Annotated in this window: 14 protein-coding genes; 5 read left to right on the top strand and 9 right to left on the bottom strand. The window is 64.9% G+C overall.

Translation table 11 applies throughout. The features are described from left to right. The first annotated feature begins 51 nt into the window (after positions 1-51). Together AC0MAZ_RS11065 and AC0MAZ_RS11060 are read left to right on the top strand one after the other, a co-directional pair. Positions 52-771, top strand: coding sequence for a lysophospholipid acyltransferase family protein (locus AC0MAZ_RS11065; protein WP_203647590.1), 720 nt, complete (start codon positions 52-54; stop codon positions 769-771). A gap of 75 nt (positions 772-846) precedes the next feature. Beyond that, the gene (locus AC0MAZ_RS11060; RefSeq protein ID WP_050704649.1) at positions 847-1,818 is read left to right on the top strand and encodes a magnesium and cobalt transport protein CorA; all 972 of its coding nucleotides are present in this window, start codon (positions 847-849) and stop codon (positions 1,816-1,818) included. 217 nt (positions 1,819-2,035) lie between these two features. Here AC0MAZ_RS11060 and AC0MAZ_RS11055 read toward each other — a convergent pair whose 3' ends face one another. Further along, a complete protein-coding gene (locus tag AC0MAZ_RS11055; RefSeq protein ID WP_186733708.1) occupies positions 2,036-2,761 on the bottom strand; it encodes an amidotransferase in 726 nt (241 codons plus the stop codon). Between the two features lie 528 nt (positions 2,762-3,289). On the opposite strand from AC0MAZ_RS11055, the gene AC0MAZ_RS11050 reads away from it, so the two are divergent. Then, positions 3,290-4,093 (top strand): c-type cytochrome, encoded by an 804-nt coding sequence (locus tag AC0MAZ_RS11050; protein WP_475861113.1) that lies wholly within the window; start codon positions 3,290-3,292, stop codon positions 4,091-4,093. Positions 4,094-4,106: 13 nt separating this feature from the next. On the opposite strand, the gene AC0MAZ_RS11045 is transcribed toward AC0MAZ_RS11050, so the two are convergent. The 4 genes from AC0MAZ_RS11045 to AC0MAZ_RS11030 form a co-directional block, all read right to left on the bottom strand. After that, on the bottom strand, positions 4,107-4,439 hold the full coding sequence (locus AC0MAZ_RS11045) for a ribonuclease E inhibitor RraB (protein WP_186712832.1): 333 nt from the start codon (positions 4,437-4,439) through the stop codon (positions 4,107-4,109). 185 nt (positions 4,440-4,624) lie between these two features. After that, positions 4,625-4,861: a hypothetical protein gene (locus AC0MAZ_RS11040; protein ID WP_110736624.1), complete on the bottom strand. Its 237-nt coding sequence runs from the start codon at positions 4,859-4,861 to the stop codon at positions 4,625-4,627. Positions 4,862-5,005: 144 nt separating this feature from the next. After that, positions 5,006-7,081 (bottom strand): LTA synthase family protein, encoded by a 2,076-nt coding sequence (locus AC0MAZ_RS11035; protein WP_475861112.1) that lies wholly within the window; start codon positions 7,079-7,081, stop codon positions 5,006-5,008. Positions 7,082-7,378: 297 nt separating this feature from the next. Further along, entirely contained in the window at positions 7,379-7,570 is a 192-nt protein-coding gene (locus AC0MAZ_RS11030) for a PLDc N-terminal domain-containing protein (RefSeq protein WP_203647593.1), read from the bottom strand. Between the two features lie 126 nt (positions 7,571-7,696). Here AC0MAZ_RS11030 and AC0MAZ_RS11025 point away from each other — a divergent pair, with 126 nt between their 5' ends. Further along, positions 7,697-8,635, top strand: coding sequence for a ZIP family metal transporter (locus tag AC0MAZ_RS11025; protein ID WP_203647594.1), 939 nt, complete (start codon positions 7,697-7,699; stop codon positions 8,633-8,635). Between the two features lie 149 nt (positions 8,636-8,784). On the opposite strand, the gene AC0MAZ_RS11020 is transcribed toward AC0MAZ_RS11025, so the two are convergent. Together AC0MAZ_RS11020 and AC0MAZ_RS11015 are read right to left on the bottom strand one after the other, a co-directional pair. Beyond that, on the bottom strand, positions 8,785-9,315 hold the full coding sequence (locus tag AC0MAZ_RS11020; protein WP_232856406.1) for a hypothetical protein: 531 nt from the start codon (positions 9,313-9,315) through the stop codon (positions 8,785-8,787). A gap of 60 nt (positions 9,316-9,375) precedes the next feature. Further along, complete coding sequence (locus tag AC0MAZ_RS11015; RefSeq protein ID WP_232856407.1) at positions 9,376-9,897, bottom strand: ankyrin repeat domain-containing protein; 522 nt, start codon at positions 9,895-9,897, stop codon at positions 9,376-9,378. A gap of 268 nt (positions 9,898-10,165) precedes the next feature. Here AC0MAZ_RS11015 and AC0MAZ_RS11010 point away from each other — a divergent pair, with 268 nt between their 5' ends. Further along, positions 10,166-10,438 carry a DUF3509 domain-containing protein gene (locus tag AC0MAZ_RS11010; protein ID WP_203647597.1) on the top strand — a complete coding sequence of 91 codons (273 nt, stop codon included), beginning with the start codon at positions 10,166-10,168 and terminating at the stop codon, positions 10,436-10,438. Positions 10,439-10,456: 18 nt separating this feature from the next. Here AC0MAZ_RS11010 and AC0MAZ_RS11005 read toward each other — a convergent pair whose 3' ends face one another. Together AC0MAZ_RS11005 and AC0MAZ_RS11000 are read right to left on the bottom strand one after the other, a co-directional pair. Then, on the bottom strand, positions 10,457-10,993 hold the full coding sequence (locus AC0MAZ_RS11005; protein ID WP_232856409.1) for an oxidase: 537 nt from the start codon (positions 10,991-10,993) through the stop codon (positions 10,457-10,459). Then, the gene (locus tag AC0MAZ_RS11000; protein WP_232856410.1) at positions 10,993-12,147 is read right to left on the bottom strand and encodes an MFS transporter; all 1,155 of its coding nucleotides are present in this window, start codon (positions 12,145-12,147) and stop codon (positions 10,993-10,995) included. Before AC0MAZ_RS11000 ends, AC0MAZ_RS11005 begins: the two co-directional genes overlap by 1 nt. Between the last annotated feature and the right edge of the window lie 102 nt (positions 12,148-12,249).

The following is a 12,249-nucleotide window of genomic DNA, read 5'->3' as shown; positions in this document are numbered from 1 at the left end:
GACAGTGCACATCCGTACACTGCGCCGCGACTGTCCGGTGTGAGTCGTACCATGCTTTATATGCTTCGCATGCTCCTGTTGGCGCTGCACTTCCTGCTCGTGGGTGTCGTCGGTCTGGTGATCGGCCTGCTGCGTCCGTTCAACCCCGATAACAGCCGCCTGTTCGCCCGCCTGTACAGCGTGCCGGCCGCCTGGCTCATGCGCATCAAGGTCAAGGCCGAGGTCGGCCCGCTGTGGGACCAGCCCCCTGGCTGCGTGATCATCGCCAACCACCAATCCAACTACGACCTGTTCATCATCGGCCAGGTGGTGCCGCGCCGCACCGTGGCCATCGGCAAGAAGAGCCTGGGCTGGGTCCCGCTGTTCGGCCAGCTGTTCTGGCTGGGCGGCAATGTGCTGATCGACCGCAAGAACGCCTACCAGGCGCGCAAGGCCATGCAGACCACCACCCGGACCCTGCGCGACGACACCTCGATCTGGATCTTCCCCGAAGGCACGCGCAACCCCGGCGAGCAGTTGCTGGCGTTCAAGAAGGGCGCTTTCCACATGGCCATCGAGGCCGGCGTACCCATCGTGCCGGTGTGCGTCAGCCGCTACACCCAACGCCTGGGCCTGAACAGCTGGCGCCAGCGCACCGTGGTCATTCGCTCGCTGGCCCCCATCGCCACCGCAGGCCTGACCCAACAGGACCTGCCCGCGCTGATCGAGCAATGCCGCAGCCAGATGCAGCATTGCATCGACCATATGGAAAGCGAGCTCACCGCGCCCTGATCGGCGTGCGGACTTGCCCCGTGCCGCGACACAGCCCAAGCTGTGTAGCGTGTTCAATCGGATAAGCGGACAACCATGGGTCGAGTCGTCGCATCGGCGGTGTACAGCGCCGGCAGGAAGGTCACCAACATCAGCCTCGACGAGGGCGCCGAATGGGCGCGCAAGCCCGGGCACTTTGTCTGGATCGGCCTGGAAGAGCCCAACGCCGAGGAACTGGCCAACCTGCAGCGCCAGTTCGGCCTGCACGAGCTGGCCATCGAGGACGCCCTGGAGAAACACAGCCGGCCCAAGCTTGAGACCTTCGGCGACGCGCTGTTCATCGTCACCTACTCGCCGGTGCGCCACGAGGGAAAGCTCGAGTTCATCGAGACCCATATCTTCGCCGGCAACGGCTACATCATCACCTGCCGCAACGGTCACTCGAAGTCCTATGCCCTGGTGCGCCAGCGCTGCGAGGCGCGTCCGCTGCTGCTCGAGCACGGCGAGGACTTCGTGCTCTACGCCCTGCTGGATTTCGTCACCGAGAACTACCAGCCGGTGAGCGAGGCGATCCACGGCGAGATCGAGGAGCTGGAACAGAGCGTGCTGAGCAATTCGCTCAAGGAAGAGGACATCCAGCGCCTGCACAGCCTGCGCCGCGACATCCTGCGCCTGCGCCGCTACGTGGCGCCGATGGTGGAGATCAGCGAGGAACTGCAGCGCCTGAGCTTCCCGTTCATCGACAAGAACATGCGCCCGTACTTTCGCGACGTGCAAATCCATGTCACGCGGCAGATGGAAGACCTGGCCGGGATCCGCGACATCGCCAGCCAGACCATCGAGATCGGCATGCTGCTGGAGTCGTCACGGCAAAGCATCACCCAGCGCAAGTTCGCCGCCTGGGCGGCGATCCTGGCGTTTCCCACGGCGGTCGCCGGAATCTACGGGATGAACTTCGAGAACATGCCGGAGCTGGCATGGCGCTACGGTTACTTCGGCGTCCTGGGGGTGATCGCCCTGGGCTGTTCGGGGCTGTATTACAGCTTCAAGCGTTCGGGCTGGCTGTAACGCCAATCGCGGGCGAGCCCGTTCTAATGGAATAAAAGTAACTTGCAGATTTCACTGAAACAGCGTGGGAGCGGGCTTGCCCCGCGATGCGATGTATGGCACCGGCTGCGCCGGTGATCCGGGCGGTGCGGCGTTCCGACAAGCCCGCTCCCACGCAGCCTCAGTCAAATCAAAGAATTGCGATTGTTCCATGAGTGCGGGCTTGCCGATGCGGATCTCAGATCGCGCGGCTGCCGGGCTGCTGGACGAAACGCAGCATCCACTCGCCCACCAGATCCCCCTGGTGCTCGGTGGCCAGGCTGGCCACCGCCTTCTCATAGACTTCATTACCCAGCGACGCCTGTCGCGCGTCGAGCAATGCCCGGGAGTAGTCATGGACGAACTCCGGGTGTCCCTGGAAGCACAGCACCTGGTCACGGATGTGGTAGGCGGCGTTCGGGCAGAAGTCACTGGAGGCGATCACCGTGGCCCCTTCGGGCAGCTCGGTGACCTGGTCCTGGTGGCTGATCAACAAGGTCAGCTCGGACACCTGCGGGTCCATCCACGGCGCATGGGCCGCCAGGCTGTAGCGGTGAACGCCCACGCCCCAGCCTTTGTCGGCGCGCTCGGCCTTGCCGCCGAGGGTCAGCGCCAGCAGCTGGTGACCGAAACACACGCCCAACAGCTTCTCGCCACGTTCGTAGAGCTTGAGCAGGTAGGCCTTGAGCGTCTGGATCCACGGATCGTCGCCGAACGAGTCGGCCTTGCTGCCGGTCACCAGGTACGCATCGAAGCGTTCGCCGTCCGGGGGATAGTCGCCGTTCATCACGTTGTACACATCGAATTCGGCCGCGATCGGCTGGCGCGAGAACAGCTGCTCGAACATCCTGCCGTAGCCCTGGTACTGCGCGATCAACTCCGGTCGCAGGACATCGGTTTCAAGGATGCAGATGCGTAACGACATAGGGGTAGTCCTGAACGACATGTGGGTGGGATTTGCTGTAGAGACTGACGCGAAAGGGCCGTACAAGCAAGTAGGATGTCCGGACGAACGGTAGGCCCTGTAACCCTTGGTAACCCCTGCCGCGCACTCGTCTAGCCTGAGCGTGCCAGCGGGGTGGCCAGTGGCCTTAATGCCATGAGGAATCGACATGAAAATTGTTAGAACAAAGGGTTCTGAAACAGGGATGACGCGGGCCCTACTGTTGGTTGTATATCCAGATATACGCGGCAAGCAGGAACGGCGTGCCATCACGCCGCTGCGATCGACCCGACGCTAGACAAGGAAGCCAAGGGTTATTCAGGAATAACAACAAGAAGGCGGTCCGCCATGTTCAGACAATCCAAGGTACGCCAAGCCGGCCTCATACTCTTCGCCACGACGCTGTTGCTGATCCTGCCGAACCTCACCCGGCTGTTCGGCTGAACGCGGCGGTGGCCTTTTCCGAGCACGCGTGGGTAATCTGCCGACCTTGATGGTTGGAGATCGTCCATGCGCCTGTGTCTTGCCCTGCTCTGCCTACTGCTCGCCCCGACATTGTCGGCGGCGCAGTTGAACCTCGAACTGGGCGGCGACAGCCGGCGCTGGAGCAGTGAACAGCTACTTGCCCATCCGCAGGCGCGAAACATCACCATCGAACAGGACGTGGCCTACAAGCGCACCTTGCATTACCGCGCCGTGCCCCTGGCGGTGCTGCTGCAGGGCGTGAACCCGAGCGATCACCTGCAGGCCGTGGCCCTCGATGGCTTCGCCGCCGAGATGCCCGCCGGGCCGCTGTTGCAGGCGGGCCCCGCGCAGGCCTGGCTGGCCATCGAAGACCCCAGCCACCCTTGGCCCGCGCTGAGCAAGGGCAAGCCAGGCGCCGGGCCGTTCTACCTGGTATGGACCCAACCCCAGGCCAGCGGTATTCGCCCGGAACAATGGCCGTATCAGATCGCCAGCATCCGCCGCCTGCCCCCGGTCGAGACGCGCTTCCCCGCCCTGCTGCCCGACCCGGCCGTGGCCGAGAACGACCCGGTGCGCCAGGGTTTTGCCCTGTTCCAGCAGAACTGCCTGGCCTGTCATCGCCTCAATGGCGCCGGCGACGCGCACCTGGGCCCGGACCTGAACCTGCCGCACAACCCCACCGAGTATTTCCAGCCGGCCTACCTGCGCCAGTACATTCGCGACCCGCAGAGCCTGCGGCAGTGGCCGCAGGCGACGATGCCCGGGTTTTCCACCCAGGTGCTGGATGAGCCGGCGCTCGATGCCGTGCTGGCGTACCTGAAGCATATGGCGGGGCGCAAAGCGCACTGATGCCCTTGCGGGCCTAGGCAATCGGCCTTTCCTGCTTGACGCCCCAGCCCTCGACTTCGCCGCCGTAGGGCGAGACGACCTGTTCAAAGGCCTGCTCGAAGGCGCCGATGCCGCCATGGGTGGCGTACATCACCTTGCTCAACTCCAGGTGCCAGGCGCCGTCGTCGCGCTCGCTCACCTGGGCGTTGAGCGATTCGCCACGAAACTGCCCCGCCGCCCGGCGGGCACCTGCCTCGCTGGGAAACACGGCGTAGAACTCGATGGGATGGATGCGGGTGAAATCGAAACCGCCAGCTTTCATCTGGCGCAGGACACTGCTGCTGATGTCGTCGTTCTGGCTGCTCATGAAACGTCCTCCTGCAAAGCAATGGATAGACTTTCCGTGCACAACGCACCTGCCTGGCACACAAGGAATGCCTGACAATACGAGCGGATTGCAAGACGCGATGAAAACGGCGGCGGCCCGCAGAGAAGGCCGGCGCCTGACTTGAGCGTAGCGCCTGAGACAGCGCTACGCCAGAGACACCCGGTTCAGGGCGCTTCGCGAATGGTGGTGATGGTCACGCCGCTCTGTTCCTTGAGCCAGCGCGCCGTGGGGGAAAAGCTGCGGTCCTGGAAGTCGTTGAGGTCCAGTTCGTCCATGAGCGGGAACAGGCGCGAACGGATGGCGCGGGCGGCATCTTCCTCGCTGGGGCGCTGCTCGGCATTGAGCAACAGCGTTTGCGGCTCGCCTTTCTGGTCTGCAAAGCTGACTTCCCATGCTTTCATCGATCAGCCCTCGCTGGCGCAACGGTGAATGGAACGGCGTACTCACTTGACCATGGTGCAGGGATGAATGTTCAGCCGCATACGTGAAACCGCATGAAAAAAGCCCGCCGGTTCAGGGCGGGCTTCATGGGGCAGGCGGCGGCCTTACTTCGGCGTGCCGTGGACGACACCGGCGGTGTTGTCCAGCAGGCTCTTGGTCGCGGTCTGGATATAGGCCTCGAGTTTCTTGAGCATTTCCGGCTGGTCGGGGCTTTCGATCAGTTCGGCCTTGAACTCACGGCCCAACTGGTAGCGGTACATCCGCGGGGTCATGTCCTTGGACTCGATGAGGATGCGATCGCCCTGCACCAGGCCGACGATCTGCTCGCTGCCCGACGGCTTGATCATGCCCACGCCCTGGTCGCCCTCAGGCAGGTTGAGCAGGTCGCGGCCCCAGCACTGGTGGCGGGCCTGGCCGCCGAGACGGCCCATGATGGTCGGCACGATGTCCACCTGGGTACCCACGGTGTGGTTGACCGCGCCGAACTTCTCCTGGATGCCCGGGGCAATCAGCAACAGCGGCACGTTGAAGCGGCCCAGGTCCAGCTCGGTGACCTGCTGGTGGTTGCCGAAGCCATGGTCGCCGACGATGACGAACAGGGTGTCCTTGAAGTACGGCTCCTTGCGGGCCTTCTCGAAGAACTGGCCCAGCGCCCAGTCGGAATAGCGCATGGCGGTCAGGTGCTCGTCCAGGCGCCCTTGGCCGGTGACCTTCTCCACCGGCAGGTCCTTGGGCAAGGCGTACGGCGTGTGGTTGGAGAGGGTCTGCAGCAGCGCGTAGATCGGCTTCTTGCCGTCGTGCTTGGCCAGCTCTTCATTGCCACGGTCGAACATGTCCTGGTCGGACACGCCCCAGGTCGGGTCGGAGAACACCGGGTCGACGAAGTCGTTGCGACCAATGAAGGTGGTCATGCCCTGGTTGCCGAAGAACCCGGACTGGTTGTCCCAGGCGAAGTCGCCGTTGTAGACGTAGACATCGTCATAGTCGCGGGCGCTGAGCAGTGCCGGCAGGCCGGACAGCTTGTGGCCGCCTTCCGGGGTCTGCATCAGGTACTCGAAGCCCGGCAGGTTGGGGAAGCAGGCCATGGTGGCGAACATGCCCTGGTGGGTATGGGTGCCGTTGGAGAAGAAGCGGTCGAACAGCACACCCTCCTTGGCCAGCTTGTCGAAGTACGGGGTGATGTTGTTCGGGCTGCCCAGGGCGCCCACCGAGTGGCCGGCGAAGCTTTCCATGAGGATGACCACCACGTTCTTGACCGGCAGCGTGTTCGCCACCGGCGGCACGAAGTCGCGACGGATCGCGGCCTCGTCGGCATCGACCAGGGTGTCGTTGGCGGTCAGCAGCTGCTCGCGCACGGTCTGGGTGGCCAGCGGCTGCTCGAGTACCGGCTTCCAGATGTTGGCGCGGTCTTCGCCGAAGCGGCTCTTGGCGGCGTCGATCAGGGTCAGCGTGCCGTTCAGGCCCAGCTGGTTGACGAAGTTCGAGTCGGTGGTGAAGGCATCGCCCCAGCGCATCGGCGGGCCCTGGCGCAGGGTGCCGCGGGCGGCGACCACAGCCACCAGCAGCACGACCATGAACACGGCCAGGCGGCCATACCACGGCGCGAACTTGCGGCTGCCGGCAGGCTGGAGGCTTTGCTCGCCACGGGTCAGGCGATCGATGCCCTTGAACAGCAGGCTCAGCAGCCAGGTGCCGACCAGCCAGGCCAGCAGGTAGCGGACCACCGGGAAACCGTACCAGAGCATGCTCATGACGGTCTTGGGGTCTTCCTTGATGTACTGGAACACCAGGCCATTCAGGCGCTGGTGGAACTCGCGGTAGAAGTCCATCTCCATCAGGCCGAGGAACATCACCACGCTCGAGGCAATGGTCAGCCAGAAGCGGAAGAAGCCACGGCGGGCCATCAGCCAGGGGCTGAGCAGCGCCAGCAGCAACGGAATGCTGATGTACACCACCACCCGCAGGTCGAAGCGCAGGCCGTTGAGGAAGCCCTCGGCGACGGTCGAGTTCGGCGTGTCGCCGATCATGTCGCTGTTGTAGACCAGCAGCGCCAGGCGCACCAGGCTGAGCATCAGCATGATCACCAGGCCACTGAGCAACGTGTAGGCCAGGTGGGATTTCAGGGTCGGCGAGAACGAGCCTCGCACGCCCTGTTGCTTCAAGGCGTCCGTGTTAGCCATGAATGGAGAGGTCCTAGGATTGCGGTTTGCGGGAAGGCGAAGTCGCCAACAGCCTGGTGGTCGCCCCCTCGAACGCGAGGTGAGACCAAGGCCGCATTGTGCGGCGCGGATTTTCAAAAATCGAGTGTGAAAATTTTGTCGAGAGCAACTATCGCTTACATAACCTGTAGGAGCGGGCTTGCCCCGCGATCACCGGCGATGCCGGTGCCATAAACCGCATCGCGGGGCAGCCCGCTCCCACGCCGTTCCGGTTGACTCAACTGAATCAACAGACAAAGCCGGTGCCAAGATCAATACTCAGATCCGCACATTGCCCCGCGGCCCGGCGATTGCCCAGATGATCAGCCCCAGCACCGGCAGCAGCAGGATCAGCAGGATCCACAGCACCTTGCTGCCGACCTCGGCGCCGCTCTTGAGCACATTGAGAATGGCCCAGATATCCAGGGCCAGGATGATCAGACCGACCAGGCTGTTGAAGGTGGACCCCATGGCGCCGCTCCCGCACGGTGTGTGTGCCCCAGAGCATAGCTGGCTATGGCCTCGATAGAAGGGAATCCTTGGCCGGGCGTACGGGTCAGTGGATAGACTGCTGTCATTCACTGCTCCGAGGTTCGCATGCCCCCTGCCCACACCCAAAGTGCCGTCCCCGACTCAATGTTCAGCGCCTGGCGGCAACAGGCCCTGGCCACGCCCTGGCTCAGCGCCGGCCTGGCCCTGAGCCTGCTGGCCGTCGCCGCGCTGTTGCTGGCGAGCCTGTGGAACGCGGTCAACGGTGACCACGCCGACAACCTGCACCTGGCCCTGCTCGGTGGGCTGTCGGGCTTCGGCGCCACCGCCCTGGGCGCGGTGCTCGCGGTGATCCTGCGCGACGTCAACGCCCGCACCCAGGATGTGATGCTGGGCTTTGCCGCCGGCATGATGCTCGCCGCCAGTTCGTTCTCGCTGATCCTGCCGGGCCTGGACGCCGCCCGCGAAATCACCGGCAACGGCCCGGCGGCGGCCTTCACCGTGGTCCTGGGCATGGGCCTCGGGGTGCTACTGATGCTCGGCCTGGACCGCTTCACCCCGCACGAGCATGAAAGCACCGGCCCTTGTGGCCCGCAGGCCGAGCGGGTCAGCCGGGTATGGCTGTTCGTGCTGGCCATCACCCTGCACAACCTGCCCGAGGGCATGGCCATCGGTGTGAGCTTCGCCAACGGCGACATGAACATCGGCCTGCCGCTGACCAGCGCCATCGCCATCCAGGACATACCCGAGGGACTGGCCGTGGCCCTGGCCCTGCGCGCCACGGGGCTGTCGAACTTCAAGGCGATGATGGTGGCGATCGGTTCAGGCCTGATGGAGCCTCTCGGCGCGGTGATCGGCCTGGGCATTTCCACCGGCTTCGCCCTGGCCTACCCGATCAGCATGGGCCTGGCGGCGGGGGCGATGATCTTCGTGGTGTCCCACGAGGTGATTCCGGAGACCCATCGCAATGGGCACCAGACCGCGGCGACACTGGGGCTGATGGGCGGGTTCGCGGTGATGATGTTTCTTGATACCGCGTTGGGCTGAAAGGCCAATGCGCAATCCCTGTAGGAGCGGCCTTGTGCCGCGAAAGGGCCGCAAAGCGGCCCCGCGATCCGTGTATTAACGCTGGAATCCCGGGGCTGCTTCGCAGCCCTTTCGCGGCACAAGGCTGCTCCTACAGGGGGAATCGTTGCTTAGACGTGCACCGCCACCTTCAGCGCCTCCAGCGCCGGCTCCACCTTGATGCCTACGGCCTCGCCCAACTCCAGCACACGGGCCAGGTCATTCTGCCCCACCATCACCATCTGCAGCTCGTCATCGAGCAGCTGGCTGAAGTTCAGCAGCACGTAGCCCCCGGCTTCCTTGTTCAGCGCGCCCATCTGCACCTGGATGCGGTTGAGCGCGGTCAGCGCCTCGGTGCGCGCCAGCTGCTTGGACTTGAGGGTGAACGGCACGCTCTTGTCGAACGAGTCGCTGATCTGCTGGAACAGGTCCTGGTAGCTGTCGGCCTGGAACAGCACGGTATCGGGCAGGCTGCCGACCACCACCCATTCGCCCAGCGGGAACGGGAAGCTGTCGTCGTAGTTGATGTCCGGGTTGGCGGCGAGGAAGGCGGCGGGGTCGGCGTAGGCCTGGGCGGCCTCGGCGGCGATGCGCTCGATCTCCTCATCGCGCATGCAGCCGGCGCCGATGAGGCGGATGAGTTCGAGCAACTGGTCTTTCATGGGGGGCCCTGCGGGTTGGCGTGAAAGGCGCCAAGGATAGCCGCAAACGCCCCCGAAGGGTTAGCCGGCCTTCGCCTCCAGGCGTGCGGCGGCATCCACCGCGCCCATGGTCCGCGCGGCCGCCAGCGCGGTGGCGCCGGCCGCGTCACGCCGTGCCGGATCGGCCCCCTGGGCCAGCAGGTAGTCGATGATCTCCAGGCGGTTGAACATCGCCGCCAGCATCAGCGCGGTGCGGCCGTCCGCGGCGGCGGCATCCACCGGCACGCCGTGCTCGAGCAGCAGGCGGATCATCGCCAGGTCGCCCTTGAAAGCGGCGCCGGCCATGGGCAACTGGCCGTTGTCATTGGCGATCAGTGCGTCGGCGCCATGGGCCAGCAGCACTCGCACGGCGTCGTGGTGGCCGTGGTAACTGGCCAGCATCAGCAAGGTGTCGCCCTTGTGGTTGCGCAGGTCGGCGGGCAGGCCACCGTCGAGCAGGCGACCGAGCATGTTCGCGTCGCCGCGGCGGGCGCGCTCGAAGACCTCCTCGGCGAAGGCCGCGGTTTCTTCGGCGGTCATGGTGGCGGGCTGGTGATCGGACATCGGGAACCTCCTGGCATCTGGCAATGGCCCAAGTGTCCATCAGGCAGCGGAGAGCGGTCCAAGGTTCAGATTCTATCGGAGGCAGAGAGCCAGGCTATGACCGTGCAAAATGCACTGTGCAAAATGCACGGGCGTGCAGATTGCAATGCGCAACCTTATAAAAACAAATTTAAGTAATTGATTTTAAAGGTTTTTTACTTGAGCAAAGGCTGGCACGGTCGCTGCAATCATCAACTCAAGTCTGCCAGTACAACAGTCAGGAGTTGATATGGACCTCATCCAGGAAAAATTCGCCTCGGTCTTCGCCGCCTACCAGGTCACCACCCAGCCGCGTCCGGACGGCGGTGTCCTGCTGACCCTGCGCGCCAGCGACGGCATCGTCACCCGCCGCGTGCTGACCTATGCGCAGCTGCACAGCGCCGAGCAACTGTCCTGGGCTATCAGCGCCATCCGCCGCGACCTGGCCGGGCAGCCGAGCGAGCTGCCGGTGATCTCGATGCTGCAGAGCCAGCAACGCTTCGCACTGCCGACCTACCGCTGATTGCGCGACCCGACCCTTTCAGAGTTCGTCGAGCCCGGCAAATTGCCGGGCTGTTCCATCACCGGTGAACCGCGGCTGCACCGCCTGCTCGCTGGCGAACAGGCGCAGGGCCAGGCAGAACGGGGTGTCGCCCAGGTCCAGCCAGCGCCGTGTACCGGCGGGCACCACCAGCACATCGTCCTTCTCGCACAACACGGCGTACACCGCGTCTCCCAAACGCAGGCTGACCTGCCCGCGCCCGCTGATCAGCGCGAACACTTCCTCGCCCTCATGCACATGCTCGTCGCGCAGGTCGACCTGGCTTGGGTCGACGCCATCGCGGCTGAGCACACCGAACACCACGCTGCCATGGGCGGTCATCAGCTGGTCGAGCGGCTCACCGCACGCCGCGACCACTTCTTCCTGGCTGCTGCCCGGACGCAGGCGCGCACCGGACTGCCAGCGGCCGAAGCGCACGCCCTGCTCAGCCAGGGTCGCGGCAATGTCGTCGTGGTGGGTCAGCACCTTGTGCGGCAGTTCCGGGCTGGACGGGTCGAATACGCTGAGGATGCTCATCAGGGGTGGTTCCTGCTGTCTTTGAGTCGGAAGGCTATGATAACGGCTGCCGCGAGTGCCGCGACGCTGGCCATACCAAAGGTGAAGTGCGGGCCCAGCAGTTTCCAGCTGTAACCCGAGTACAAGGCGCCCAGCGCGCCGCCGGTGCCCGAGAGCGCCGCGTACAGCGCCTGGCCCTGGCCCTGCTGACGGGCGCCGAAACTGGCCCCGACAAAGGCAATGGCCGCGGCGTGGAAACAGCCGAACGTGGCCGCGTGCAGCACCTGGGCGAACACCAGCGCCGCCGGGATATCGGCCAGGTTGCCCAGCAACAGCCAGCGCACGGCGGCCAGCAGGAAACTCGCCAGCAGCACCTTGCGCACGGAAAAACGGGCGAAAATCCGGCTCATGCCCATGAACACCAGCACCTCGGCCACCACCCCCAGCGCCCACAGCAGACCGATGGCACCACGGCTGTAGCCCAGGTGCTCCAGGTGCAGGGTGAGGAAGGTGTAGTACGGCCCGTGGCTGAGCTGCATGAGGGCCACGCACACATAGAAGGCCAGCACGCCGGGCGCCCGCACCTGCGCGAGAAAGCCCCCTGCCCCGCGCCGCTCGGCCTGTTCCACCGGTTGCGCGTTGGGCACCCAGAGGCTGGCGGCGACGATCCCGGCCATGATCGCCACCAGTGCCACCGGGTAGATGTCCAGGCTCAGCCATTCGAACAGGCGCCCAAGACCGACCACGGCGAGGATGAAGCCGATCGAGCCCCACAGTCGCACCTGGCTGTAGCGCGCGGTCTGGCCATGCAGGTGGGCCAGGGTGATCACCTCGAACTGCGGCAGCACCGCGTGCCAGAAGAACGCGTGCAGGGCCATGACCATCGCCAGCCAGGCATAGCTGTTGCCGAAGAAGATCAGCGAAAAGGTCGCCAGGGTCGACAGCGCGCCCAGACGCACGATCAGCAGGCGCTGGCCACTGCGGTCGCCCAGCCAGCCCCACAGGTTGGGTGCGACGCAGCGCATCAGCATGGGGATGGCCACCAGCTCGCCGATGCGTGCCGGGGAGAAGCCCAGGTGGTCGAAGTACAGGGCCAGGAACGGCGCGGTGGAGCCGAGCAGGGCGAAGTAGAAGAGGTAGAAGCTGGAGAGGCGCCAGTAAGGGATCGGGGGCATGGGATGGGCCTTGTGTGAGCCTGCACCGGCCTCTTCGCGGGTAAACCCGCTCCCACAGGGATCTCGCAGCATTGGAGATCCCTGTGGGAGCGGGTTTACCCG

It is taken from the genome of Pseudomonas sp. A (genome assembly GCF_056270345.1).
Note: the sequence above shows the minus strand (reverse complement) of the source record. Positions and strands in the feature narration are given on the sequence as shown.